Origin of the sequence: Blastococcus sp. TF02-09, assembly GCF_003319105.1 — a bacterium.
Classification (GTDB): domain Bacteria; phylum Actinomycetota; class Actinomycetes; order Mycobacteriales; family Geodermatophilaceae; genus Blastococcus.
The window spans coordinates 1-25,557 of record NZ_QOHH01000004.1 but is presented as its reverse complement, the minus strand read 5'-3'; the positions used below and the strand labels follow the sequence as shown (position 1 = coordinate 25,557).

Here is a 25,557-nt window from a genome sequence, read left to right as displayed (position 1 = left end):
ATGCCGGTCGACGCCGCGGAGTTCTCCGCCGCCCTGGGTCAGTACGCCGCCGGGGTGTGCCTGCTGACCGTGAAGGACGGCATCGACGACGTCGGGACGACGGTCAGCTCGGTGATGAGCGTGTCGGCGGCGCCGCCGCTGGTCGCGGTCGGGCTGACCGCCGCGGGCTATCCGGCGGAGGTGCTGGAGGAGGTGGGCAGCTGCGCGCTCACCGTGCTCGCCGCGCCGCACGCGATCATCGCGTCCCGCTTCTCCTCGGCCGGCCGGCCCAGTGCGCGGCACCTGCTCGAGGCCGTGCCGTGGACGCGCGCCCCGGGCAGCGACGCGATCGTGCTCTCCGGCGGGCTCTCGGCCCTGGACTGCCGGCTGGAGCGGTTGGTCGAGGCGGGCGACCACGTGCTGGCGCTGCTGGAGGTGGTCGGGGTGCTGCCCGGCGACCGGGCGGGCGTGCCGCTGCTGCGCCACCGCGGGCGCTACGTCGACCCGAGCGGATCGGCGGCCGGCCGGGCCTGATCGGGGGTCCCGCACGGCAGACTGCGGTGCCGGTGTCACATTCCCGGCCCCGGCGGTGCTCCACCGGTATGGACCTCGTGCGACACCTCCCACCCGGAGCGGCGCTGGCGCTGCCCGCCGGCGTGGTCCCGAGGATCGGAGGGAGGGACGGCGTGCCGGTTCCCGACGCGCCCACCCGCGGCGCGCTGCGCGCCGACCTCGACGTCGTCTTCCGGCGGGAGTACCCGCGGGTCGTCGCGGTGGCCGCCCGCGTGCTCGGCTCGCGCGACCAGGCCGAGGACGTCGCCCAGGAGGTGTTCCTCGCCTTCAACCGCTCGTCGGTGCCCGCGGGCGAGGCCGGCGGGTGGCTGTCGGTGGCCGCGGCGCACACCGCGCTGAACCTGATCCGCTCCGGGCGCCGCCGCGCGTCGCACGAGGAGACCGCGGCCGCCGCCGTCCCGGTCGCCGAGCCCGACGTGGCCGAGGTGGTGGTGACGCTGGAGGAGCGCGGCCGCGTCCGTGCCGCCCTGGCCCGGCTCCCCCGCAAGCAGGCCGTCGCTCTCGTGCTGCGGCACAGCGGGCTGAGCTACGCCGAGGTCGCGGCCGCCCTGGACCTGTCCCCCGGCAGCGTCGGCACCACCGTGCGACGCGCCGAATACGCCCTGCGCGAGGAGTTGACCCGTCATGCGTCATCCCACTGACGGCGTGCTGCGCCGGCTGCTCGACGAGCCCGCCGGCGTGGCCGGGACCGACCGCCGGCACGTCGCCGACTGCGCCCGGTGCCTCACCGCGCTGGCCGCCGCCCGCGAGGACGCCGCGCTGGTCGGCGCCGCCCTGACCGCCGAGGCCGACGTCGACGTACCGGCCGCGTGGGCGCGGTTGTCCGCGGCGGCGTCGGCTCCCGCCCGGACCCCGGCACCTGCGCCGGCGCGGACGGCCCGCCGCGGCCGGTTCGGCGAGCTGGTCCGGCGGCCCGCCACGGCCGCGCTGGCCGTCGGCGTCGTCCTGGCCGGCGCCGGCACCGCGGCCGCCAACGACTGGCTGCCCGTCTTCCGGACCGAGGAGGTCGCCGCGATCGGCCTGGACAGCGCCGACCTCGTGGCGCTGCCCGACCTGGAGGCCTACGGCGACGTCGTCCTGACCGGCGACGACGGGCTGCGCACGGTGGCCGACGCGGCGACGGCCGAGGCGGAGAGCGGCCTGGACGCGCCGGAGGTGGCCGCGCTGCCCGCCGGGATCACCGGCGAGCCGGAGTACCAGGTGGGCGGCGAGGTCACCACCACCTTCACCTTCGACGCCGACCGCGCGGCACGGGCCGCCGCCGAGGCGGGCGAGACCCTGCCGACCCCGCCGGCCGGGCTGGACGGCGCCTCTGTGCGCCTGGTCGCCGGCCCGGGCGTCGCCCAGGTGTGGCAGAGCGGCAGCGGCGCGCCGGGGCTGGTCGTCGGCCGCGCGGTCGCGCCGTCGGCGTCCTCCTCCGGAGTGCCCTTCGAGACCGTCCGCGACTACCTGCTGTCGCTGCCCGGCCTCCCGGAGGACGTCGCCGCGCAGCTGCGCACCTTCGCGGCCGACGGCTCCACGCTCCCGCTGCCCGTGCCCTCGGACTTCGTCAGCACCTCGACCGAGGAGGTCGACGGCGAGCCGGCCACCGTGCTCGCCACCCGCGACCGCACCCTGGCCGCCGTGGTCTGGGTCGAGGACGGCGAGGTGACCGTGGTGGCCGGCGCACTGGACACCGGCGAGGTGCTCGAGGTCGCCCGGGGGCTCCGCTGACCGGGGCGACGACCGGCCGCGACGACGTCCTCCGGGACGCGGCGCGGCTGGTCGCCGAGCTGCCCCCGCCGGCGGCCGTGTGGTGCACCGGGCTGCGCAAGCGGTACGGACGGCGCACCGCGGTGGACGGCGTCTCGCTGGAGGTCGGCCGCGGCGAGGTGGTGGGTCTGCTCGGCCCGAACGGCGCCGGGAAGACCACGGTCATCAAGATGCTGCTCGGCCTGGTGCGGCCGGATGCCGGCGAGGTGCTGCTGCTCGGGCAGCCGGCCGCGGAGCCCGCGGCCCGCGCCCGGGTGGGATACCTGCCCGAGCTCTTCCGCTACCAGCCGTGGCTCACCGCCGCGGAAGTGCTGGCGCTGCACGTGCGGCTCTCCGGTGCGGCGGTGGGCGTGCAGGAGCAGCGCGACTGCCTGGCGCTCGTCGGTCTCGCTGACCGCGCCGGTGACCGGGTCGGGGGCTTCTCGAAGGGGATGCAGCAGCGGCTGGGCCTGGCCGTGGCCCTGGTCGCGCGGCCGGAGTTCGTCGTCCTCGACGAGCCGACCAGCGCGCTGGACCCGCTGGGCCGGGCCGACGTCCGCGACATCGTGCTGTCGCTCAAGGCGCGCGGCATCGCGGTGCTGCTGAACTCGCACCTGATCGGCGAGGTCGAGCGGGTGTGCGACCGGGTTGTCGTCCTCGACCGCGGCCGCGTCGCGGCGTCGGGGTCGCTGGTGGAGCTGCTCGGGCAGCACGAGGTGCGCCTGCACCTCACCGGGATGCCGCCGGCCGCGGAGAGCAGGCTGGCGGGCGCGGGGCGCGTCGAGCGGGAGGGCGACTGGTTCACCGTGGCGTTCCCGGCCGACGACGAGGCCACCGTGCCCGATCTGGTGCGCGACCTCGTGGCGCTCGGGGTGCGCGTGCACGCCGTCGAGCCGGGGCGGATCAGCCTGGAGGAACGGCTGCTGGGCATCCTGCGCGACGGGGCCGGCTCGTGACCCGCGTCGTCCTCACCGTCGCGGGGCTGACCCTGCGCGAAGCCTCCCGCCGGCGGGTGCTCCTGGCGCTGGGGCTGCTCACCCTGGTGCTGCTGGCGCTGAGCGGCTGGGGCTTCTCCCGATTCGCGGCGGAGTCCGGCGGCACGCTGACCAGCGGCGAGGCCCGGCTGACCGCCTCGATCCTGCTCAACCTGGTCATGTTCGGCTACAGCCTCATCGCCGCACTGGGCACCGCGTTCCTCGCCGGCCCAACGCTCGCGGGCGAGACCGAATCGGGCATCGCGCTGGCGGTGCTGGCCCGGCCCATCCGCCGCTCGGCGTTCCTGCTCGGCAAGTGGCTGGGCCTGGTGACCTTCGGCGGGGTGTTCGTGGTGCTCGCCGGGCTGGCGCAGGTCCTCGTCGTGGGCGTCACCGTGGACTACTGGCCGCCGGGGCCCGCCGCCGCCCTCGCTCTGCTCGCCGCGCAGACCACCGTGCTGCTCACCCTCGCCGTGCTGCTGTCCAGCGTGATCTCACCGATGGCGTCGGGCGTGGTCGCGGTCGGACTGTTCTGCACCACCTGGGTGGCCGGCGTGGTCGGGGGCATCGGCGCCGCGGTGGACAACGACGCCGTCGCCCGCGTCGGGTCGGTGTCGCGGGTGCTGCTGCCCACCGACGGCCTGTGGCGGGGTGCGATGCACGCGTTCCAGGACCCGTCGGCGCTGCTGCAGTTCGGCGGCGTGGACGGCGAGGCGTTCCCCTTCCTCAGCGTCGCCCCGTTGAGCTGGGCCTACCTGGTCTGGGCCGCGGTGTGGGTCGCGATGGTGTGGGGGCTGGCCGCGGTCTCGTTCGTCCGCAAGGACCTGTGAGCGTGGGCGCTCACGGCGCCACACCGTGCTCGCGGAGGACCTCGTTGAGGGCGAGCTTGTCGTGCTCCTGCCCAGGCTCGAGGTAGCGGAGGACCAGCAAGCACGGCAGCCCGAAGTCGCCGCCGGGGAAGCTCCTCACCCGGCTCGAGCCGACGCAGACGGCTCGCTCGGGCGCGACTCCGCGGGTGAGTTCGACGCCGGTCTCGGCCTCGAACACTCGCGTGCTGGCGGTGAGGACGGCGCCCGCGCCGAGCTTGGCGCCACGGCGGACACGTGCGCCTTCGACGACCATCGAGCGAGAGCCGATGAAGGCGTCGTCCTCGACCACGACGGGGGCCGCCTGCGGCGGCTCCAGCACGCCGCCGATGCCGACTCCACCGGACAGGTGGACGTTGCGACCGATCTGCGCGCACGAGCCGACGGTCGCCCACGTGTCGACCATCGAGCCGCCCCCGACGTAGCCCCCGATGTTGACGAAGCTCGGCATCAGCACCGCACCCGGCTCGACGTGGCTGCCCCACCGGGCGATCGCACCGGCTACGACGCGCACGCCGGGAAAGCTGGTCTTGAGGGGCATGCGGTCGTGGACGTAGGAGCCGGCGTGGTTCCCCTCGGCCATCGGCAGGACCCGGAACGACAGCAGGATCGCCCGCTTGGCGCGCTCGTCGACCACGACATCGTCGCCTTCGACGCAGGCGACTCGCGCGGCACCTGCATCGAGCAGATCGACGGCGGCGACCACGTGAGCACGGGCCTCCACGTCGGTCGGGTCGAGCGTCGCGCGGTGCTCCCACAGCTCATCGATGACGGGGTCGATGGCGGTCTGATTCATGCCGGGGAGGCTAGCCGGGTGGGCTCCGTTTCCCGGGGCTTCGGCGACCTGCGGCGGAGGCCCGGTTCTCTCGGGCTGGCGGCGGTCGCGTTCGCGTGCACGGACCTCCGAGCACACCCGCACGCAGTCGGACTCTGCCCCCACCGGCGGGGCAGAGCCCGACTGTGCGAGCAACACCTCCTCCTGCCGACGTCCCGACGGTTGCCCCCGCGGGCTAGCGTCGGACCCGCTATGAGCGCACTGCCTGCACCCACCGAGTCCGCCCTACGCCGCGCGCTCACCCGCGCCGAGCGCGGGGTCACCCTCGACGCCGTCGAGGCCGAGACGCTGCTGCACGCCCGCGGCCTGGCCGACGGCGCTCCGCTGGACCGCCTGCTCACCGCCGCCGCGCGGGTCCGGGACGCCGGTCTGGCCTCGGCCGGGCGGCCGGGCGTGGTCACCTACAGCCGCAAGGTGTTCATCCCGCTCACCCACCTGTGCCGCGACCGCTGCCACTACTGCACCTTCGTGACGACGCCGGGCCAGCTGCGGGCGCAGGGTAAGGCCCCCTACCTCTCCCCCGACGAGGTCCTCGACATCGCCCGGGCCGGCGCGGCGATGGGCTGCAAGGAGGCGCTGTTCACCCTCGGCGACCGCCCCGAGGAGCGCTGGCCGGTCGCCGCCGAGTGGCTCGAGGCGCACGGCTTCGACTCGACCCTGGGCTACCTGCGCGCGATGGCGATCCGGGTGCTCGAGGAGACCGGCCTGCTCCCCCACCTCAACCCCGGCGTCCTGTCGTGGGAGGAGATCCAGCGACTCAAGCCCGTGTCGGCGTCCATGGGCATGATGCTGGAGACGACGGCGACGCGGCTGTGGTCCGAGCCCGGCGGCCCGCACTTCGGCTCCCCGGACAAGGAGCCCGCCGTGCGGCTGCGGGTGCTGGAGGACGCCGGGCGCTCCGCCGTCCCCTTCACCACCGGCGTGCTGCTCGGCATCGGCGAGGACTACGCCGAGAGGGTCGACGCCGTCCTGCAGATCCGGGCCGCGGCGCTGCGGCACGGGCACGTGCAGGAGGTCATCGTCCAGAACTTCCGGGCCAAGCCGCGCACCGCGATGCAGGCGCACGACGACCTGGAGCTGCAGGAGTACGTGGCCGCCGTCGCCGTCACCCGGCTGCTGCTCGGCCCGAAGGCGCGCGTGCAGGCCCCGCCGAACCTGTCGGACTCGACCGAGCTGGGGCTGCTGCTGCGCGCCGGCGTCGACGACTGGGGCGGTGTCTCGCCGCTCACGCCGGACCACGTCAACCCCGAGCGGCCGTGGCCGAACATCGACAAGCTGGCGGCCCTGAGCGCCGAGGCGGGCTTCGAGCTGCGGGAGCGGCTCGCGGCCCAGCCGCCGTACGTGCGGCAGCCCGAGCCGTGGCTGGACCCGCGGGTGCGCCCGCACGTCGACGCGCTGGCCGGTCCCGACGGCCTGGCCGTCGAGGGTCGCCTGCCGGTCGGCCTGCCCTGGCAGGAGCCGGACGAAGCGTGGACGTCGTCGGGGCGGGTCGACCTGCACGTCGAGGTGGACACCACCGGCCGCACGTCGGACCGCCGCAGCGACTTCGACGCCGTCTACGGCGACTGGTCGGAGCTGCGCGACCGCACGGAGAGCGCGCGCGACGGGCACTCCACTGCGCTGACCGTCGGCGATCCGGAGGTGCACGCCGCGCTGGCGCACGCCGAGGCGGACCCGGCCGGGCTCTCCGACGCCGAGTACCTGGCACTGCTGGGCGCGGACGGCCCGGACCTCGAGGCCCTGTGCGCGCTGGCCGACTCCGTGCGCCGCGACGTCAACGGCGACGACGTCACCTACGTCGTGAACCGGAACATCAACTTCACCAACGTCTGCTACACCGGCTGCCGGTTCTGCGCCTTCGCCCAGCGCCGCACCGACGCCGACGCGTACACGCTGTCGATGGCGCAGGTCGGCGACCGCGTCGACGAGGCGTGGGCCGCCGGTGCCACCGAAATCTGCATGCAGGGCGGCATCCACCCCGACCTGCCCGGCACCGCCTACTTCGACCTGGCCCGCGAGGTGAAGAAGCGGCAGCCCGGCATCCACCTGCACGCCTTCTCCCCCATGGAGATCGTCAACGGCGCGGCCCGCACCGGGCTCTCGTTCCGCGAGTTCCTCACCGAGCTCAAGGCGGCCGGGCTCGACTCGATCCCGGGGACCGCGGCGGAGATCCTCGACGACGACGTCCGCTGGGTGCTGACCAAGGGCAAGCTGCCGACGGCGACCTGGCTGGAGATCATCGGCACCGCGCACGAGGTGGGCCTGCCGACGACGTCGACGATGATGTACGGCCACGTCGACACCCCCGCGCACTGGGTCGCGCACCTGCGCACCCTGGCCGCGCTGCAGGACCGCACCGGCGGGTTCAGCGAGTTCGTGCTGCTGCCGTTCGTGCACCACAACTCGCCGATCTACCTCGCCGGCGTCGCCCGCCCGGGCCCGACGGTGCGCGAGAACCGGGCGGTCCACGCCGTCGCCCGGCTGCTGCTGCACGGCCGGATCCCGAACATCCAGACCTCGTGGGTCAAGCTCGCCGACGCCGGCACCAAAGCCGTGCTGCGGGGCGGGGCCAACGACCTCGGCGGCACGCTCATGGAGGAGACGATCAGCCGGATGGCCGGCAGCGAGAACGGCTCGTTGAAGACCATCGCCGAGCTGGAGGCCATGGCCGCCGCGATCGGCCGGCCCGCGCGTCAGCGCACGACGGAGTACGGCACGCCGTCGGCCGAGCGCCTGGCGACCGCGCGCTCCGAGGAGGGCGGCCGGAGGCTCACGCTCTCCATCACGCCGTCCTGATCGTTCACGCGACCGGCGCCCCGGCGACCGGCACGCCGTACAGGAGCATGCGGTAGTCGGTGCCGGCGGGAACCCCCCAGGTCCCGGGACCGCGTCTCCGCGGCGGAGCCTGACGGCCGTCATGGGCAGCGGCCCCCTACATTTCCGACATGGACGGCGGCGGCAGGGTGGGACGACGGCGTGGCCTCGTGCTCGTGGCGGCCGGGCTGCTCTGCGGGTGCGGCACCGCCTCGGGGTCGGGTGCGGGACTCGAGCAGGCACTGGTGGTCGAGCTACCGGGGTTCGTCCTCGGGGCCGACTCCCCACTGGACCCGACCGTCTGTGATCCCGAGCCCTCAGGACCGAACGTCCCGCCGCCGGCTCTCCCCGCTGGGATGGGTGCCCCGACGACCGTCTTCTTCCAGCAGGCCTCGGCCACCGTGGAGGCCTACGCCTGGAGGATGACCGATCCCGAACTCACAGCCCGCGACGCCGTCGAGCAGACCCAGGCGACCATGGCGCTCTGCGACTGGAGCCTGACGACAGCCCACGACCTCGACGGCGACGGCGAGCGGGAGACCCCGGCCTCGGAGAGCCAGAGTGTCGAGGACTGGACGGGATCGCAGTGGACCGGCACCCGCGTCCACCGGGTCGTCTCGGACTACGAGCAGGTCGACCGCAGGCTCGTGTACGCCGACGACGTGGTCCTCCAGGTGGTGGTGCGGGCCGACTCGGACGACCCCGCGGACGTCGCGGTGGCAGACGACTACCTCGCGGCGGTCGCCACGAACCTCGGCTGAGCCCGGGCACCGCCCCGACGTGGCCCGCGGCCCCGCGCACCGGCCAGACCCCGGGGATACCACCGCCACGGCGACTCGGAGACGGCGATCCACGTCGTCTCCGGGCACCCGGTGTTCGTCTTCGCTCGCGACGGCGAGGAGGCCGTCGTCGTGATCGCCCGCTCCAGCCAGGAGTCGATCCTGGTCAACCTGCCCGGCGGCCTGACCGGCTGACCCCGCGCCGTCGCTAGCCTCGGCCCGTGGGTCTCTTCGGGAAGTTCGCGTTCAGCGACGGGCGGTGGACCCGGGGCGGGCCGACGGCGGTGCCCTTCCTGCTGGTCGACGTGCACGACAGCCGGATCGCCACCATCGACCACTGGCGGGCCGACGCCAGTGGCGGCCGGTTCTTCCTCGGCTACGAGCCGCGGATCTACTTCGAGGAGCCCGACGCCTCGCCGCCGGTGGACGTCGACGCGGAGGCCGAGGGCTTCGCCGCCTGGGCGCGGGAGGCGACCGGTAGCGAGCTCGACCCGGCCGAGGTCCGCCCCCTGCTCGCCTCGCCCGAGGGTGCGCCGCCGGCCGACGAGTCGGTCGAGCTCACCGTCGACCGGCTGGCCGCTCTGGCCGGGCTGCCGCCCTTGGAGTGGCCGACCGAGGCCGACGGCTACGCGAGCTGACCTCGCGACTCGTCCACGGGGACACGTCCAGTACACGTCGGCTACTTCCGCGCTGGTCAGGCCGCTGGTACGGCAGGATCGACCGACCGCGCGGCAGCTGCGCCGCGCCCGGCCGAGGAGCCCCCGTGCCCGTGCAGGACCGCATGACCCCGCGCAACGTCTACCTCTACCTCGTCTGCCTGGTCGCGCTGCTGGTCGGCCTCTTCGCCGCCGTCCAGCTGGTGCAGAGCGCGATCGGCATCGCCTACCCGGACGCCACGGCCGACTTCGGGTGGACCGCGTACACGCCCCTCGACGAGGCGTCGGGATACCTCTCGGAGGAGCAGACGAACGACGCGCAGCGGCGCTACGAGATCAAGGAGACCGTGACTGCGTGCGTGACGCTGCTGCTGGCCGGCGGCATCCATGTCCTGCACTGGCGCCGCGCCCAGCGGGAGCGGTCGCGCCCGGCCGAGTGAGGGTGCGCCGGGAGGGTAGGGGTGCACCGTGCGCGCCATCTCCTACCGCCGGAGCGGCGGACCCGACGTCCTCGAACTCCTCGACCTCCCCGTGCCCGACCCCGGTCCGGGTGAGGTCCGCGTGCGGGTCGCGTTCTCCGGCGTGAACCCGACGGACTGGAAGAGCCGCAGCACCGCCCAGCCGGGCCCCGAGGGCCAGGTGCCGAACCAGGACGGCGCGGGCACGGTCGAGGCGGTCGGCCAGGGCGTGGACCCGGCGATGACCGGCCAGCGGGTGTGGATCTGGGAGGCCGCCTGGCAGCGCCGCTGGGGTACCGCCGCCGAGCACACCGTCGTCCCTGCGCGGCACGTCGTGCTGCTCGGGGAGGACCCGTCCTTCGAGCTGGGGGCCGCACTCGGCATCCCGTTCCTCACCGCGCACCGCTGCCTGACCGTCGCCGAGTCGCTGCCCGACCGGCTCGGCCCCGGCACCCTGACCGGCCACACCGTCCTCGTGCAGGGCGGGGCCGGAGCGGTCGGCAACGCCGCCATCCAGCTCGCCCGGTGGTCCGACGCGACCGTCATCGCCACGGTCAGCAGCCCGCGCAAGGCGCAGCTCGCGGCGGCGGCGGGCGCCGACCACGTCGTGAACTACAGGGCCGAGGACGTCGTCGCCGAGGTGCGGAAGATCGAGCCCAAGGGTGTGGACGCGATCGTCGAGGTCTCCGCTGCGGTCAACGCCGCCACCGACGCGCAGGTGATCGGCATGCACGGCGCCGTCGCCATGTACGCCGACGACGGCGGCGCGGAGGTGACCGTGCCGGTGCGCGCGCAGATGGGCCCGAACGCCCGCTGGCAGTTCGTGCTCGTCTACACCGAGCCGGAGCGGGCGAAGGTGCTCGGCATCGAGGACGTCGCCACCGCGGTCGCCGACGGCGCGATCCGGGTCGGTGAGGACGCCGGCCTGCCGCTGCACGTCTTCCCGCTCGCGGAGGCGGCCGCCGCGCACCAGGCTGTGCAGGACGGCGCCGTCGGCAAGGTGCTGGTCGACGTCACCGCCTGAGCGCACCGCGCACGCGGGCGTTGACCGCGGGCCCACGGTGCGGTCACGGTGACCGCACCGCCCGCGGAGGTGTGCCATGAGCGTCTCGCTGAACCACACGATCGTCCACGCCCGCGACCGGCACGCCTCCGCGCAGTTCCTGACCGACCTGCTGGCCCTCGAACCGCCGTCCACCTTCGGGCCGTTCGCCGTGGTCCAGCTCGGCAACGGGGTGTCCCTGGACTACGCCGAGGACGGCGCCCCGCACCCGCAGCACTACGCGTTCCTGGTCTCCGAGACCGAGTTCGACGAGATCCACGCCCGGATCACCGCGCGCGGTCTGCCCTACTGGGCCGACCCCTTCCACCGGGAGGAGGGCCGGATCAACACCGACGACGGCGGCCGCGGCCTCTACTGGGACGACCCCGACGGGCACCGCCTGGAGATCCTCACCGTCCCCTACGGCGGCTGGCCCGACTGAACCGCGGAGGCTCAGCCCACCCCGAGGTCGCGGGCGATGAGCATCCGCGCACCTGGCTCAGGATGGCGTGTCAGCGTGATGCCGCTGCGGATGGTGTTGCCGCGCACCAGGCGGCGCAGGACGGCGCCGTCGGCAAGGTGCTCGTCGTCACCTCGTGACCGCGGGTCAGGCCGCGGAACCGGTTCGGCCGCCGTCGCGCATGCCCCAGGCGGTGTAGGCGGCGGCGACCAGCGCGGTCGCCGACAAGAGCCACAGGCCTGGGCGGTAGTTGCCGGTCCAGCCGTAGATGGCACCCATCACCAGCGGTGGGGCGAAGCCGCCCAGCCCACCGGCGGCCCCCACGATGCCGGTCACCGCACCCACCTTGCCGGCCGGTGCGGCGATCGCCACGAGCGCGAAGACCGCTCCGGAGGAGGCTCCGAGCGCCGCGGCCATGCCCAGGAAGGCGATCGTGCCGACCGGCTCCAGCGGGCGCTCGAGCGCGGACACCGCCGCGCATACCGCCACCACGGCGAAGCAGACGACCAGCACCGGCACCGGGTGGAACCGGTCAGACAGCGCGCCACCGATGGGCCGCATGATGACCGCGAGGACGACGAACCCGGCCGTGCGCACCGCGGCGTCCCCGGGTTCGAGCGCGAAGGCGTCGCGCAGGTAGGTGGGCAGGTACACGCTGAAGGCGACGAAGCCGCCGAACCCGACCGCGTAGAGGAACGACAGCTGCAGCGTCACCGGGATCCGGAAGGTGTCCCACGTCCGCCGGAGCAGGCTGCCGGTGGCCGGCGTCCGGCCGGGGGCGTCGCGCAGCACGACGTAGGCCAGCACGGCGTAGCCGGCGAGCAGCACCGCGACCAGCGTGAACGGGAACTCCAGGCTGAAGGCGTCCTTGAGCTGGACGGTGGTGAACGCCGAGATGGCGGTACCCCCCATGCCGGCGCCGAAGACGCCCAGGGCCGTGCCGCGCCTGGCCGGCGGGAACCACGCGTTGACCAGCGGCACGCCGATGGCGAACGTGGTGCCCCCGAGCCCGAGGACGAAGCCGCCGAGCAGCATCATCGCGTAGGAGTCACTGGCCACGTAGCCGATGAAGAGCACCGGCACGATGGTCAGCGCGCTCACGATCGGGAACATCGTCCGCGCCCCGAACCGGTCGGTGAGGGCGCCGACCGGGATGCGGCCCAGCGAGCCGACGATCACCGGGACGGCGACCAGCAGCGACTTCTGGAGGGCGCTCAGCGACAGCGCCTCGGTGTAGAAGGCGCCCAGCGGGCTGATCAGCGCCCACGCCCAGAAGTTGACGGCGAAGCCGAGCGTCGCGACGGCGAGCATGGTCCACGCCTGCCGCGGGACCGCCTCCGCCGGTGGGGTCGCCGTCGTCCCTGCTCCTCGTGTGGCGCTCATCGCCGACCCCCTCCGACGCGTTCCTGCTCCCAGCCGCGTGGCGCTCGTCGGTTGCCCAGCTGTGCGCTCCGGCTGCGGTAGACGATGTAGGGCCTGGTGAAGTAGCCCAGCGGTGCGCTGAAGACGTGCACGAGGCGGGTGAAGGGCCAGATCGCGAACAGCAGCAGCGCCGACAGGGCGTGCAGCTGGAAGCCGAGCCCGGCCTCGGCCATCAGCTCCGGCTGGGGCCGGAAGTAGAAGATGCTGCGGAACCACGGCGAGACCGTGTCGCGGTAGTCGGCCCCCTCGTGCCCGAGCACGCCCAGCACCGTGTTGCTGAGCCCGAGCAGGATCGTGGCGGTGAGGACGACGTACATGAACTTGTCGTTCTTCGTGGTCGCCGAGAACACCGGGCCGACCGTGCGCCGCCGGTAGATGAGGATCGCCAGCCCGGCGAGGGTGCAGAACCCGGCGATGGCGCCCGTGATGACGGCCAGGGCGTGGTAGCCGGTCTCGGAGATGCCCACGGCCTCGGTCCACGACTTGGGGATGCCGAGCCCGGCGATGTGGCCCAGCAGCACGAACAGGATCCCGAAGTGGAACAGCGGGCTGCCCCACCGCAGCAACCGCTGCTCGTAGAGCTCGGTGGAGCGGGTGGTCCAGCCGAACTTGTCGTAGCGGTACCTCCAGTAGTGCCCGATGACGAAGATCGCCAGGCTCACGTACGGGAGGATCACCCAGAGCAGGACGTCGGTGGCGCTCATCCGCGGGCTCCCATCGGCGCGGTCGGACCGGGTTGGGGGATGTACTCGGGCGGGGCGAAGGGCGTGGCGCCGTAGGGGTCCAGGCCGACGTCCTCGGTCGGGGGGCCCTCGCGGGCCAGCCGCAGCACCGCCTCGCGGTCGCCGGCCTCGACCGGCGGCAGGGTGGCGCAGACCGCCCGCAGGACGTCGGCGTACGGCGAGGAGCGCTCCTCGAGCGCCAGCCGGATCAGCTCCACGCCGGCGCGGTACTCGGTGAGCAACCGCTCCCCGCGGCGGACGTCCCCGGTCGCGGCGAACTCGAGCACGACGGCCAGGTGATCGGGCAGCTCGCCCTCGTCCAGGGTCAGCCCGGCGCGGGTGTAGAGGTGCTTGATCTGCAGCAGTGCCATGCCGCGCTTCCGCGTGTCGCCGTAGACGTAGTAGGTCAGGTAGAGGCAGCAGCGCCGGCGCAGGTCGAAGGTCTCCACGTAGTCGGCCTGCAGCCGCGCCTGCGGCGTCGTCTCGACGTGATCGAGCACGTGACCGAGCGGCCCGGCCAGGGCGGCCGGCAGCGGGGCGACGGCGGCGCGCAGCAGCGGGAGCCGGGCGACCAGTTCCTCGTCGGGGTAGCCCAGCAGCAGCGAGGCCGCCTGCCGTGCAGTCGCCGACTCGGCCGGAGTGAGGGTCTCGGAGCGGCGCAGCCTCATGGCTTGGGGTCCGTGACCGCGGGCGAGTCCGGGGGCTCGCCGCCGCCGTCCGGGCGGCCGTGCAGCGCCGCGGAGTCCTCGGGACGCGGCGGGAACATGCCCTCCGGAGCGCCCTTGCCGTCCCAGTTCAGCAGGTTCACGCGTTCGTCCTTGGTCGGCGGCGCGGCCGGGGTGTCGCTGAGCTGCCGGCCGGCGAGCATGTGAAAGTTCTCCACCGCGATCGGGGTGACCCCGCCGGAGGTCTCGCCGAACGGGCCCCACCCGCCCATGCCGGGGCCCTCGTCGTAGTCCAGCGAGCAACCGACGTCGAGCTCCTCCTGCTCCGGCCCCTGCTCGGCGTGCGCCGGAGGGATGACGTAGCGCTCGTCGTACTTCGCGATCGCCAGCAGCCGGTGCAGATCCTGCAGGTCGCGCCCGGTCATGCCGACCGCCGTGGCGATCGACTCGTCGGCGGGCCGGCCGAGGTTGAGGTCGCGCAGGTACGAGCGCATCGCCCCGAGCTTGCGCAGCACCCCCGTCACGCGGGCGGTGTCGCCGGCGGTGAACAGCCCGGCCAGGTACTCGACCGGGATCCGCAGCGCCTCGATGGCGCCGAAGATGTTGCCGGCGTCCTCGCCGTCGTGGCCGGTCTCGGTCAGCGCGTCGACCACCGGCGACAGCGGCGGGATGTACCAGACCATCGGCATGGTGCGGTACTCCGGGTGCAGCGGGAGTGCTACCTCGTAGCGGTTGATCAGCGCGTAGATCGGCGAGCGCTGGGCGGCGTCGATCCAGTCGCGCCGGATACCGGCGGCCGTCGCCGCCCGGATCACCTCAGGGTCGTTCGGGTCGAGGAGAATCGACCGCTGCGCCTCGTACAGGTCCTGGTCGTCCGGCGTCGAGGCCGCCTCGAGCACCCGGTCGGCGTCGTACAGGACGATGCCGATGTACCGCAGCCGGCCGACGCAGGTCTCCGAGCAGACGGTCGGGATGCCCACCTCGACCCGCGGGAAGCAGAAGGTGCACTTCTCCGCCTTGCCGGTGCGGTGGTTGTAGTAGATCTTCTTGTACGGGCAGCCGGTCATGCACATCCGCCAACCCCGGCAGCGGTCCTGGTCGACCAGCACGATGCCGTCCTCGGCCCGCTTGTAGATCGCCCCCGACGGGCAGGACGCCGCGCACGACGGGTTGATGCAGTGCTCGCAGATGCGCGGCAGGTAGAACATGTAGGTCTGCTCGAACTGCTGCTTGACCTGCGCCGAGACCTTCTTCAGCACCGGGTCGTCCGCGGTCAGCTCGGGCGCGCCACCGAGGTTGTCGTCCCAGTTGGCGCTCCACTCGACCTTCATGGGCTTGTCGGTCAGCAGCGAGCGGGGCTGGGCGACCGGTGTGTGCTCCTGGACCGGGGCGTTGAGCAGCGTGTCGTAGTCGTAGGTCCAGGGCTCGTAGTAGTCGGCGATCGAGGGCTGCACCGGGTTGGAGAAGATCGTCAGCAGCCGCTTGAGCCGGCTGCCGGTGCGCAGCCGCAGCCGGCCGCCCCGGCCGACCTCCCAGCCGCCCTTCCACTTCTCCTGGTCCTCGTAGGTGCGCGGGTAGCCCTGACCGGGACGCGTCTCGACGTTGTTGAACCAGACGTACTCGACGCCGCTGCGATTGGTCCACGCCTGCTTGCAGGTGACGGAGCAGGTGTGGCACCCGATGCACTTGTCGAGGTTCATCACCATGCCCATCTGGGCCATGACGCGCATCAGTAGGTCACCTCCTGGGTGCGACGGCGGATCACGGTGACCTCGTCGCGCTGGTTGCCGGTGGGGCCGAGGTAGTTGAAGGCGAAGGAGAGCTGCGCGTAGCCACCGATCAGGTGGGTGGGCTTGAGGAACAGCCGGGTCAGCGAGTTGTGGATGCCGCCCCGCTTGCCCGAGGTCTCCGACAGCGGGACGTCGATGAGCCGGTCCTGCGCGTGGTGCATGTAGACGGTGCCCTCGGGCATGCGCGAGCTGACGATCGCGCGGGCGACGACAACGCCGTTGCGGTTGACCGCCTCGATCCAGTCGTTGTCGCGGACGCCGATCTTCGCGGCGTCCTGGGTGCTCATCCAGACCAGCGGGCCGCCCCGGGACAGCGACAGCATGAACAGGTTGTCCTGGTACTCCGAGTGGATCGACCACTTGTTGTGCGGCGTCAGGTACCGGACCGTGATCCCCAGCTCGCCGGTGTCGCCGAGCTGCGGTTCCCCGAACAGCGTGTGCATGTCCATCGGTGGCCGGAACACCGGGAGGCTCTCCCCCGCCTCGGTCATCCAGTCGTGGTCGAGGAAGAAGTGCATCCGCCCGGTGAGGGTGTGCCAGGGCTTGAGCCGCTCCACGTTGATGGTGAACGGCGAGTACCGCCGTCCGCCGTGCTCGCTGCCCGACCACTCCGGCGAGGTGATCACCGGCGTGGGCCGGGCCTGGGTGTCGGCGAAGGTGACCAGCCGGCCCTCGGACTCGGCGGCCAGGTCGGCCAGCCGCGTGCCGGTGCGCTCCTCGGAGAACCGGAAACCCTGGGTTGCCAGCCGTCCGTTGGTCGTCCCCGACAGCGCCAGGATCGCCTCGCACCAGTGCACGTCCCGGGCGAGCGCGGGCTGGCCCGCGGCGACGCCGTCCCGGACGACGCCGTTCTTGTGCCGCAGGTAGTCGGCCTCCTTGTCCGGCTTGGTCGTGACGCCCTTGACCTGCAGCCCCAGCTTCTCGACCAGCGGGCCCAGAGCGGCCCACTTCTGCGCCACGGCCCCGTAGTCCCGCTCGTGGACGACGAACTTCGGCATGGTCTTCCCGGGGACCGGCTCGCACTCGCCGGCCGCCCAGTCACGGACGACGCCGCGCGGATTCGCCGTCTCGTCGGGGGTGTCGTGCAGCAGCGGCACCGCCTGCAGGTCGCGCCGCACGCCCAGGTGCCGGGCCGCGAGCCGGCTGAACGCCCGGGCGATGGAGCCGAAGGCGTCGAAGTCGGTGCGGGTCTCCCACGGCGGCGCGATCGCCGGGTTGAACGAGTGCACGTACGGGTGCATGTCCGTGGTGTTGAGGTCGTGCTTCTCGTACCAGGTCGCCGCCGGCAGGGTGATGTCGGAGAAGACGGTCGTGCTGGTCATCCGGAAGTCCAGGGCCAGCAGGAGGTCGAGCTTGCCGGTGGGCGCTTCATCCCGCCAGACGACGTCCCGCGGCCGGGCCCCCGGCGGCGCCTCGTCCGCGCGCAGCGAGGAGTCGGTGCCCAGCAGGTGGTGCAGGAAGTACTCGTTGCCCTTCGCCGAGGAGCCGAGCAGGTTGGCCCGCCAGACGGTGAGCACCCGCGGGAAGTTCTCGGGGGCGTCGGGGTCCTCCCCGGCGAAGCGCAGCCGGCCGGCCCGCAGCTCGTCGACGACGAACTGCCCGGGCTCCTTGCCTGCCGCAGCCGCCTCGTCGGCCAGGTCCAGCGGATTGCGGTCGAACGTGGGGTACGACGGCATCCAGCCCATCCGCGCCGACTGGGCCAGCACGTCGGCCGGCGTCCGCCCCGCGAACCGGCCCTCCCCCAGCGCCGAGGCGAACCCGTCCAGGGTGGTCCGGTCGTAGCGCCACTGGTCGGTGTGCAGGTACCAGTACGCGGTCTGGATCATCTGCCGCGGCGGCCTCGCCCAGTCCAGCGCCGAGGCCAGCGTCATCCAGCCGGTGACCGGCCGGCACTTCTCCTGGCCGACGTAGTGCGCCCAGCCCCCGCCGTTGACCCCCTGGCAGCCGGTGAGCGTCGTGAGGGTGAGGAAGGCCCGGTAGATCGTGTCGGAGTGGAACCAGTGGTTGGTCCCTGCACCCATGATGATCATGGACCGGCCGCCGGAGTCCTCGGCGTTCTGCGCGAACTCCCGGCCGATCCGGGCCGCGGCGGCCGCGGACACACCGGTGAACTGCTCCTGCCAGGCCGGGGTGTACGGCTGCGACGGGTCGTCGAGTCCGGCCGGCCACTCCCCCGGCAGCCCCGGCCGGCCGACGCCGAACTGGGCGAGCAGCAGGTCGTAGACCGTCGTCACCATGTGCTTGCCGAGCCGGCGCACCGGAACACCGCGGCGCATCACGGCGCCCTCGCCGCGCGGGGTGTCGAACCGCGCGAGGTCCACCGGCGCGACCTCGGCGCCCTCCCGGTAGAGGGATAGCAACGGGTCGACGTCGCCGAGGTCGAGGTTCCAGCGACCCTTGCCGCTGTCGGTGAACCGGTCGCCGAGCGTGCCGTTGGGCACCGTCGGCCGGTCGGTGCCGGCGTCGACCAGCACGGTCTTGAACTCCGCCCCCTCCTCCAGGTCACCCAGGTCCGCGGCGGTGAGGAACTTGCCGGGCACGTAGCCGGCCTCGGGGGTGTCCCCGCGCGGGGTCAGCGTGAGCAGGAACGGCAGGTCGGTGTAGCGCTTGACGTACTCCGTAAAGCGGGGCACCTGCCGGTCGACGAAGAACTCACTGAGGACGACGTGCCCCATGGCCATCGCCAGCGCGCCGTCGGTCCCGGGGTGGGGAGCCAGCCAGTCGTCGGCGAACTTCGTGGCGTCGGAGTAGTCCGGGCTCATGACGACGACCTTCTGGCCGCGGTAGCGGGCCTCGGTCATCCAGTGCGCGTCCGGGGTGCGGGTGACCGGCACGTTCGATCCCCAGAGGACCAGGTAGGCGGCGTCCCACCAGTCCCCGGACTCCGGGACGTCGGTCTGGTCGCCGAACACCTGCGGGGAGGCGACCGGCAGGTCGGCGTACCAGTCGTAGAACGACAGCATCGGGGCGCCGATCAGCGACATGAAGCGGGCGCCGGCCGCGTGCGACACCATCGACATGGCCGGGATGGGTGAGAACCCGGCGATCCGGTCGGGGCCGTACTCCTTAATCGTGTGCACGTGCGCGGCGGCGATCATCTCGGTCGCCTCGTCCCACGTGGCGCGCACCAGGCCGCCCTTGCCGCGTTGCGACTTGTAGACCCGCGCCTTCTCCGGATCGGAGACGATCTCGGCCCAGGCGAGGACCGGATCGCCGAGGCGGGTGCGGGCCTCGCGGTACATCTGCAGCAGCGAGCCGCGGACGTAGGGGTAGCGCACCCGCGTCGGCGAGTAGGTGTACCAGGAGAACGCCGCGCCCCGGGGGCAGCCGCGCGGCTCGTACTCCGGCCGGTCGGGGCCGGTGGAGGGGTAGTCGGTCTGCTGCGCCTCCCAGGTGATGATCCCGTCCTTGACGTAGACCTTCCAGGAGCAGGAGCCGGTGCAGTTGACCCCGTGGGTCGAGCGGACGACCTTGTCGTGGCTCCAGCGGTCCCGGTAGAAGCTGTCCGCGTCCCGCCCGCCGATCTGGTAGAGCGCCCGCAGGTCGGGACTGACCTCGCCCTTGCGGAAGAACCGCGAGGTGCCGACGAGCGCCTCGCTCAGGCCGCTGTCGAACCCGCCGGCGGAGCCGGTCCCGGGACGGCGCGTGGTGGTCACGCTGCTCCTCTCGTGCCGCGGCGGGTGCCGCGTCCGTCGGACCGATCGGTGCCCTGATGGCCCCGCCGGGTGAGATCGGTGGTGGGCGATGGGATGCCGTCGCGCAGGTCTGGGAGGATGGGCGGGTGGACCCCGCGACCGGCGCGCCCCCCGCGCAGGAGGCCGCCCGGGCCGGGGTCAGCCGGCTGCGGATCCTCGAACTGCTGCGGAGCACCCCGGCAGGGCTCGGCGTCCAGGAGCTCGCCGGCCGGACCGGTCTGCACGCGAACACCGTCCGGTTCCACCTCGACCGCCTGGTCGGCGAGGGGCTCGCCGACCGGCGGGTGGAGGAGCGCGAGGAGCCCGGGCGACCGCGGCTGGTGTTCACCGCGGTCGAGATCGCCGACCCCGCCAGCGACCGGCGCAACTACCGGTTCCTCGCCGAGATGCTGGCCGGGTACGTGCTGGGCACCGCGGCCGACGCCTCGTCGGCCGCCGTCGAGATCGGCCGGACCTGGGGCCGGCACCTCAGCGCGCGCCCGGCCCCGTTCCGCCGCACCACCGAGGACGAGGCGGTCGGCTGCCTGCTGGAGCTGTTGACGGAGATCGGCTTCGCTCCGGAAGTCGCCGCCGAGGCCCCGCGGACGCTGCGGATCCCGCACTGCCCCTTCCGTGAGGTGGCCGCCGAGCACCGGGACGTGGTCTGCTCGATCCACCTCGGGTTGATGCAGGGCGCGCTCGAGGAGATGCGCGCCCCGGTGACCGCCGACCGGCTGGTCCTGTTCGTGGCGCCCGACCTCTGCCTGGCGCACCTCGCGCCGCGAAGCGGGGACGGCGCACCGCCACCCGGCCACTGATCCGGCGGGCGCCCCCGACCCCGGCGCCGGCTGCCCGGGTGCTCCTGCGGCGCGCGTCCGGACCGGCAACCCGGCCGGATGCTGTGCAGCGGCACGACCGCTCCTCGTCACGGCACCCCCGACGTCCCGGCCACACACACCGCTGCTCGGTGTGACCTGGCCCACCTCGAGCGAGTTTCCACCATGCTGCCTGGTAACTACAACTCGATCTGGTTTCACGCGACCGTCCCGCGGGGACAGGCGGACCGGTCACACCCCCCCGCGCCTGCTCCCAGGAGGTCGAGTGCTCTCCGATCGGTCCCGCCCCGTCATCGAGGCCACGCTGCCCGTCATCGCCGAGAACATCGGTGAGATCGCCCAGCGCTTCTACGCGCACATGTTCGGCGAGCGTCCTGAGCTGCTCGACGGCATCTTCAACCGCGGCAACCAGGCCGAAGGCACGCAGCAGGTCGCGCTGGCCGGGTCCGTCGCCGCCTTCGCGACCGCACTGGTCAAGACGCCCGAGCAGCTGCCGGACCATCTGCTGAACCGGATCGCGCACAAGCACGCCACGCTGGGCATCCGTCCCGACCAGTACCAGGTCGTGCACGACCACCTGTTCTGGGCGATCGTCGACGTGCTCGGCGACGCGGTCACCCCCGAGGTGGCGGCGGCCTGGGACGAGGTCTACTGGCTGATGGCCTACGCGCTGATCAACCAGGAGCGCGGGCTCTACAGCGCCCGCGGTGTGCGCCCGGAGACGGTGTGGCGCGAGTGGGAGGTCGCGGAGAAGATCCGGGAGACCGACGACGTCGTCACCTTCCGGGTCAAGCGGATCGACGACCGCCTGGTGAAGACCTCACTGCCGGGCCAGTACGTCACGGTCCAGGCCCTTCTGCCCGACGGCGTGCACCAGCCGCGCCAGTACAGCCTCACCCGTGCCGACGACGGCGAGCACCGCTCGTTCGCCGTCAAGCGGGTGCAGGGCGAGGGCAAGCCGCAGGGTGAGGTGTCGAACCTGCTCCACGACTCGGTGCAGGTCGGCGACGTGCTGACGCTCTCCCTGCCGTTCGGCGACGTCGTGCTCGACGACTCCGGGCGCCCGGTCGTGTTCGCCAGCGCCGGCATCGGCATCACCCCGATGGCAGGAATGCTGTCCCACTTGGTGAACGCAGGCTCGCACCTGGACGTCACCCTGCTGCACGCCGACGTCGACGAGGCCTCCTGGGCGCTCCGGCAGCAGGTGCTCGACGACGTCCGGGCCCTTCCCGACGGCACGGTGCACGTCTGGTTCGAGCTCGGCGCCGAGTGCTCGGTGCCCGTCGACGGCGTGCACTCCGGGGTGATGGACCTCGGCGCGGTCGATCTCCCGGACGGCGCCGTGTACTACCTCTGCGGCCCGCTGCCGTTCATGCAGGCGGTGCGCAGCTCGCTGATCGAGCGCGGGGTGCCGCCGCGCGACATCCAGTACGAGGTGTTCGGGCCCGACCTGTGGCAGGCGGACTTCGTCACCGAGCCGACCCCGAGCGCCATGGGCGCCTGAAACCGGGTCACCGTGGACCTGACCCAGCTCGCCGCCGACCTCCTCGACCGGGCCGCGAGCGAGACCACGCGCCGGGCGGCCAGCACCCTGCCGCACCCGATCGACGGCCTACGGCAGACGGTGATCGCCCTGCTGGGCGGGGCCGAACTCGGCGAGCACGAGAGCCCCGGGCCCGCGAGCCTGCTCGTCCTCCGCGGCCGCGTCCGGCTCGTCGCCGGCGAGGAGACGGTCGACCTGGGTGCGCACTCCTTCAGCCCGATCCCGGATCGGCGGCACAGCCTGCAGGCCGACGAGGACAGCGTCGTGCTGCTCAGCGTCGCGGTCCCCCAGCGCGCCCCCGGGAGGGACTGATCGACGGTGGCGACGGCCCGAGGTGGGGAAACCGTCCCGCCCGCGTCGTCGCCACCGTCTCCGCGTTCTAACCGACGCCGAGGTCCCGAGCGATGAGCATCCGCTGCACCTCGCTGGTGCCCTCGCCGATCTCCAGGATCTTGGCGTCGCGGTAGAAGCGGCCGACCGGGAACTCGTTCATGAAGCCGTACCCGCCGTGCACCTGCGTGGCGTAGCGGGCGTTGTCCATGGCGACCTCGGAGCTGTACAGCTTCGCGATCGAGGCCTCGCGCTGGAACGGCTCCCCGCGCAGCATCTTCTCCGCGGCCCGGTAGTAGGCCAGCCGCGCGGTGGCGGCCCGCACCTCCATGTCGGCGATCATGAACTGGATCGCCTGGTTGCGGCCGATCGGCTGCCCGAACGCCTCGCGCTCGCGGGCGTACTTCACCGACTCGTCCACGCACCCCTGCGCGAGCCCGACCGAGAGCGCCGAGATCGCGATCCGCCCCTCGTCGAGGATGGAGAGGAACTGCGCGTAGCCGCGGCCACGCTCCCCCACCAGGTTCTCCTCCGGCACGCGGCAGTCGTCGAAGGAGAGCTCCCGGGTGTCCGAGGCGTTCCAGCCGACCTTCGAGTACCGCTGGCCGACGGTGAAGCCCGGCGTCCCCGACGGCACGAGAATCGCCGAGATCTCCTTGCCGCCGTCCGGGCGCGTGCCGGTGACCGCGGTGACGGTGACCAGCCCGGTGAGCTCGGTGCCGGAGTTCGTGATGAAGGCCTTCGAGCCGTTGATCACCCAGGAGCCGTCCTCCAGCCGGGCCGTCGTCCGCGTCGACCCCGCGTCCGAGCCGCCGCCGGCCTCGGTCAGCCCGAACGCGCCGAGCACCTCCCCGGTGCACAGCCGGGGCAGCCACTGCTGCTTCTGCTCCTCCGTGCCGAACCGGTAGATCGGCATCGCCCCGAGCGAGACGCCGGCCTCGACGGTGATCGCCATCGACGAGTCGACCCGCGCCAGCTCCTCCAGCACCACGCACAGGTCGAAGTAGGTGCCGCCCCCGCCGCCGTACTCCTCCGGGAGGGGCAGACCGAACAGCCCGAGCTCGCCCATCTGGCGCACGATGTGGACCGGGAACTCGTCGCGCTCGTAGAACTCGCCGATCTGCGGTGCGATCACCTCCCGGGCGAACTCGCGCACCGTCGTCCGCAGGGCCTCGGTCTCGTCGCTGAGCCGGTAGTCGAGCACCTAGTCCTCCTGCCCGGGAGCGGCCGGGGTCACCAGCGCCACCCGCTCGTCCAGCGCGACCGTCTGGCCGGCTGCCACACCGAGTTCGGTCACCGTGCCCGCGATCGGGGCGGTGAGCACGTGCTCCATCTTCATGGCCTCGACGACGAGCAGCGGGGCGCCCGCCTCCACCTCGTCGCCCACCGAGGCCTGCACCAGGGTCACGGTCCCGGGCATCGGCGAGGTCACCGCGCCGTCGCCACCGGTTCCGCCGGTGGACGACGCCAGCCGCTCGTGCTCGCGCAGCGCGGCCACCCGCCCGCCGGCCGCCAACCACACCGTGCCGCCGCTGTGCACGACGACGAAGGACGACGTCCGCCCATCCAGGGTCACCCGCAACCGGTCGCCGTCGCGGACGGCACTCGCCGGGAGCGGGTCGCCGTCGCCCACCGCGACCTGCGCATCGGTCGAGCGGCCACGCACCCGCACGGTCACCGGATCCCCGCCGGGCGCCTGCAGCCGGCGGACCGTCCACGCCGGCTCGCCCAGCCGCCAGCCGTCGGGCACGTCCCACCGGTCGACCAGCGGGCCGGCCGGCTCCGACTCCACCAGGAGCGCCAGCGCGGCGGCGGCATACACCTCGGCCGGGGGCGGTTCGGGCCGCGTGAGCGCCTCCCCGCGGCGCTCGATCAGCCCGGTGTCCAGCCGCCCGGCGACGACGTCGGGGTCGCTCAGCAGCTCCTGCAGGAAGCCGGCGTTGGTCGTCACCCCGAGGACGGCGGTGCGCCCGAGGGCGGCGACCAGGCGGGCGCGGGCAGTCTCCCGGTCCGGCGCCCACGCGACGACCTTGGCCAGCATCGGGTCGTAGTCGGTGCCGACGACGCTGCCCACCGCCAGCGAGCTGTCCACCCGGATGCCCGGGCCCTCGGCCTCCACGAGCCCGACCACGGTGCCGGCCTGGGGCAGGAAGCCCCGGGCGGGGTCCTCGGCGTAGAGCCGGGCCTCGATCGCGTGGCCGTCCAGCGAGACGTCGCTCTGCTCGACCGGCAGCCGCTCCCCCGCGGCGACCCGGACCTGCTGCTCGACCAGGTCCAGGCCGGTGATCAGCTCGGTGACCGGGTGCTCCACCTGCAGGCGGGTGTTCATCTCCAGGAAGAAGAAGTCGCGCGGCCGGTCGGCGTCGACGATGAACTCCACCGTGCCCGCGCCGGTGTAGCCGACCGCCCGGGCCGCCTCGACCGCCGCCCGGCCCATGGACGCCCGCATCGCGGTGTCCAGCAGCGGGGAGGGCGCCTCCTCGATCACCTTCTGGTGCCGGCGCTGCAGGCTGCACTCGCGCTCGCCCAGGTGGATCACCGTGCCGTGGGCGTCCCCGAGCACCTGGACCTCGATGTGCCGGGAGTTGCCGACGTACCGCTCGACCAGCAGCGTGTCGTCGCCGAAGGAGCCGCGCGCTTCCCGCCGGGCGGCCGCGATCGCGTCGGGCAGCTCGGCGGCCGAGTGGACGACGCGCATGCCCTTGCCGCCCCCGCCGGCGCTGGGCTTGAGCAGCGCCGGGAAGCCGACGGCGACGGCGGCGTCGGCCACCTGCCCGTCGGTCATCCCCGGTTCGGTGCGACCGGGGACGACCGGCACGCCGGCGGCCATCACGGTCTGCTTGGCGCGGATCTTGTCGGCCATGGCCTCGATGGCGTCCACCGGCGGGCCGATGAAGACGACGCCCGCCGCCGCGCAGGCCTTGGCGAAGTCGACGTTCTCGGACAGGAAGCCGTACCCGGGGTGGACGGCCTGGGCGCCGGTGCGGGCCGCCGCGTCCAGCACCCGCTCGATCGACAGGTAGCTCTGCGCAGCGGGCGCGGGGCCGATGGGCACGGCGACGTCGGCCAGCCGGGTGTGCAGCGCACCGGCGTCGGCGTCGCTGTGCACGGCGACCGAACGGATGCCCATCGCGCGCAGGGTGCGGATCACCCGGACGGCGATCTCGCCCCGGTTGGCGACCAGGACCGTCTCGAACACCTACGCCACCGCCCCGTCCTGCTTTTCCGCGGAAAAGCCGTCGGCGGATTTAACTGGTCGTCGCAACACCGGCTTGTTGATGTTCGGAGAGTAGTCGGGCGAGGACCTCGGCTGGGGTCTTGAAGCCCAGGGTCTTGCGGGGTCGCCCGTTGAGCTTGGCGGCGATGCGGTCGAGATGGTCGGCGTCGTGGACGGCGAGGTCGCTGCCT

Annotated in this window: 22 protein-coding genes and 1 pseudogene; 14 read left to right on the top strand and 9 right to left on the bottom strand. The window is 73.3% G+C overall.

Annotated elements, in window-relative coordinates:
* From DQ239_RS07485 to DQ239_RS07465, 5 genes are all read left to right on the top strand, one after another.
* The gene (locus tag DQ239_RS07485; protein ID WP_113833805.1) at positions 1 to 513 is read left to right on the top strand and encodes a flavin reductase family protein; all 513 of its coding nucleotides are present in this window, start codon (positions 1 to 3) and stop codon (positions 511 to 513) included.
* A gap of 152 nt (positions 514 to 665) precedes the next feature.
* Positions 666 to 1,193, top strand: coding sequence for a sigma-70 family RNA polymerase sigma factor (locus tag DQ239_RS07480; RefSeq protein WP_233488884.1), 528 nt, complete (start codon positions 666 to 668; stop codon positions 1,191 to 1,193).
* Positions 1,177 to 2,265, top strand: a complete 1,089-nt coding sequence (locus DQ239_RS07475) for a hypothetical protein (RefSeq protein ID WP_113833803.1) — start codon at positions 1,177 to 1,179, stop codon at positions 2,263 to 2,265. The genes DQ239_RS07480 and DQ239_RS07475 overlap by 17 nt, the downstream gene beginning before the upstream one ends.
* A gap of 77 nt (positions 2,266 to 2,342) precedes the next feature.
* On the top strand, positions 2,343 to 3,239 hold the full coding sequence (locus DQ239_RS07470; RefSeq protein WP_233488883.1) for an ABC transporter ATP-binding protein: 897 nt from the start codon (positions 2,343 to 2,345) through the stop codon (positions 3,237 to 3,239).
* On the top strand, positions 3,236 to 4,087 hold the full coding sequence (locus DQ239_RS07465; protein WP_113833802.1) for an ABC transporter permease: 852 nt from the start codon (positions 3,236 to 3,238) through the stop codon (positions 4,085 to 4,087). The genes DQ239_RS07470 and DQ239_RS07465 overlap by 4 nt, the downstream gene beginning before the upstream one ends.
* 10 nt (positions 4,088 to 4,097) lie before the next feature.
* On the opposite strand, the gene DQ239_RS07460 is transcribed toward DQ239_RS07465, so the two are convergent.
* On the bottom strand, positions 4,098 to 4,919 hold the full coding sequence (locus DQ239_RS07460; protein WP_113833801.1) for a 2,3,4,5-tetrahydropyridine-2,6-dicarboxylate N-succinyltransferase: 822 nt from the start codon (positions 4,917 to 4,919) through the stop codon (positions 4,098 to 4,100).
* Between the two features lie 231 nt (positions 4,920 to 5,150).
* Here DQ239_RS07460 and DQ239_RS07455 point away from each other — a divergent pair, with 231 nt between their 5' ends.
* The 6 genes from DQ239_RS07455 to DQ239_RS07425 all read left to right on the top strand — a co-directional run bounded on the left by DQ239_RS07455 (position 5,151) and on the right by DQ239_RS07425 (position 11,149).
* The gene (locus DQ239_RS07455) at positions 5,151 to 7,754 is read left to right on the top strand and encodes a bifunctional FO biosynthesis protein CofGH (RefSeq protein WP_113833800.1); all 2,604 of its coding nucleotides are present in this window, start codon (positions 5,151 to 5,153) and stop codon (positions 7,752 to 7,754) included.
* 149 nt (positions 7,755 to 7,903) lie between these two features.
* A complete protein-coding gene (locus tag DQ239_RS20105; protein WP_147252032.1) occupies positions 7,904 to 8,533 on the top strand; it encodes a hypothetical protein in 630 nt (209 codons plus the stop codon).
* A 239-nt stretch (positions 8,534 to 8,772) separates the two neighbouring features.
* Entirely contained in the window at positions 8,773 to 9,189 is a 417-nt protein-coding gene (locus DQ239_RS07440; RefSeq protein WP_113833798.1) for a hypothetical protein, read from the top strand.
* 125 nt (positions 9,190 to 9,314) lie between these two features.
* Positions 9,315 to 9,647: a hypothetical protein gene (locus DQ239_RS07435; RefSeq protein ID WP_113833797.1), complete on the top strand. Its 333-nt coding sequence runs from the start codon at positions 9,315 to 9,317 to the stop codon at positions 9,645 to 9,647.
* A gap of 28 nt (positions 9,648 to 9,675) precedes the next feature.
* Positions 9,676 to 10,689, top strand: coding sequence for an NADPH:quinone reductase (locus tag DQ239_RS07430; protein ID WP_113833796.1), 1,014 nt, complete (start codon positions 9,676 to 9,678; stop codon positions 10,687 to 10,689).
* A gap of 76 nt (positions 10,690 to 10,765) precedes the next feature.
* The gene (locus tag DQ239_RS07425; RefSeq protein ID WP_113833795.1) at positions 10,766 to 11,149 is read left to right on the top strand and encodes a VOC family protein; all 384 of its coding nucleotides are present in this window, start codon (positions 10,766 to 10,768) and stop codon (positions 11,147 to 11,149) included.
* A gap of 165 nt (positions 11,150 to 11,314) precedes the next feature.
* On the opposite strand, the gene DQ239_RS07420 is transcribed toward DQ239_RS07425, so the two are convergent.
* Genes DQ239_RS07420 through DQ239_RS07400 form a run of 5 tightly spaced genes read right to left on the bottom strand, consistent with a single transcriptional unit; the run spans position 11,315 to position 19,422 of the window.
* On the bottom strand, positions 11,315 to 12,550 hold the full coding sequence (locus DQ239_RS07420; RefSeq protein ID WP_113833794.1) for an MFS transporter: 1,236 nt from the start codon (positions 12,548 to 12,550) through the stop codon (positions 11,315 to 11,317).
* The gene (gene narI, locus DQ239_RS07415) at positions 12,547 to 13,293 is read right to left on the bottom strand and encodes a respiratory nitrate reductase subunit gamma (RefSeq protein ID WP_113833793.1); all 747 of its coding nucleotides are present in this window, start codon (positions 13,291 to 13,293) and stop codon (positions 12,547 to 12,549) included. The genes DQ239_RS07420 and narI overlap by 4 nt, the downstream gene beginning before the upstream one ends.
* Positions 13,290 to 13,979 (bottom strand): nitrate reductase molybdenum cofactor assembly chaperone, encoded by a 690-nt coding sequence (narJ, locus tag DQ239_RS07410; RefSeq protein WP_113833792.1) that lies wholly within the window; start codon positions 13,977 to 13,979, stop codon positions 13,290 to 13,292. The genes narI and narJ overlap by 4 nt, the downstream gene beginning before the upstream one ends.
* Positions 13,976 to 15,706, bottom strand: a complete 1,731-nt coding sequence (gene narH, locus DQ239_RS07405; RefSeq protein ID WP_113833791.1) for a nitrate reductase subunit beta — start codon at positions 15,704 to 15,706, stop codon at positions 13,976 to 13,978. Before narH ends, narJ begins: the two co-directional genes overlap by 4 nt.
* Entirely contained in the window at positions 15,706 to 19,422 is a 3,717-nt protein-coding gene (locus tag DQ239_RS07400; protein WP_113833790.1) for a nitrate reductase subunit alpha, read from the bottom strand. Before DQ239_RS07400 ends, narH begins: the two co-directional genes overlap by 1 nt.
* 125 nt (positions 19,423 to 19,547) lie before the next feature.
* On the opposite strand from DQ239_RS07400, the gene DQ239_RS07395 reads away from it, so the two are divergent.
* The 3 genes from DQ239_RS07395 (at position 19,548) to DQ239_RS07385 (ending at position 22,131) form a co-directional block, all read left to right on the top strand.
* Positions 19,548 to 20,258 carry a helix-turn-helix domain-containing protein gene (locus DQ239_RS07395; protein ID WP_233488882.1) on the top strand — a complete coding sequence of 237 codons (711 nt, stop codon included), beginning with the start codon at positions 19,548 to 19,550 and terminating at the stop codon, positions 20,256 to 20,258.
* Positions 20,259 to 20,541: 283 nt separating this feature from the next.
* Positions 20,542 to 21,780 (top strand): globin domain-containing protein, encoded by a 1,239-nt coding sequence (locus tag DQ239_RS07390; protein WP_113833788.1) that lies wholly within the window; start codon positions 20,542 to 20,544, stop codon positions 21,778 to 21,780.
* A 12-nt stretch (positions 21,781 to 21,792) separates the two neighbouring features.
* A complete protein-coding gene (locus DQ239_RS07385; protein WP_113833787.1) occupies positions 21,793 to 22,131 on the top strand; it encodes a hypothetical protein in 339 nt (112 codons plus the stop codon).
* A 67-nt stretch (positions 22,132 to 22,198) separates the two neighbouring features.
* Here the strand turns inward: DQ239_RS07385 and DQ239_RS07380 are convergent, their stop codons facing one another.
* The 3 genes and pseudogenes from DQ239_RS07380 to DQ239_RS07370 all read right to left on the bottom strand — a co-directional run.
* Complete coding sequence (locus DQ239_RS07380; RefSeq protein ID WP_113833786.1) at positions 22,199 to 23,353, bottom strand: acyl-CoA dehydrogenase family protein; 1,155 nt, start codon at positions 23,351 to 23,353, stop codon at positions 22,199 to 22,201.
* Positions 23,354 to 25,348 carry a biotin carboxylase N-terminal domain-containing protein gene (locus DQ239_RS07375; protein ID WP_113833785.1) on the bottom strand — a complete coding sequence of 665 codons (1,995 nt, stop codon included), beginning with the start codon at positions 25,346 to 25,348 and terminating at the stop codon, positions 23,354 to 23,356. It abuts the gene before it with no gap.
* Positions 25,349 to 25,397: 49 nt separating this feature from the next.
* Positions 25,398 to 25,557, bottom strand: a pseudogene (locus DQ239_RS07370) (IS30 family transposase); the annotation flags it as partial.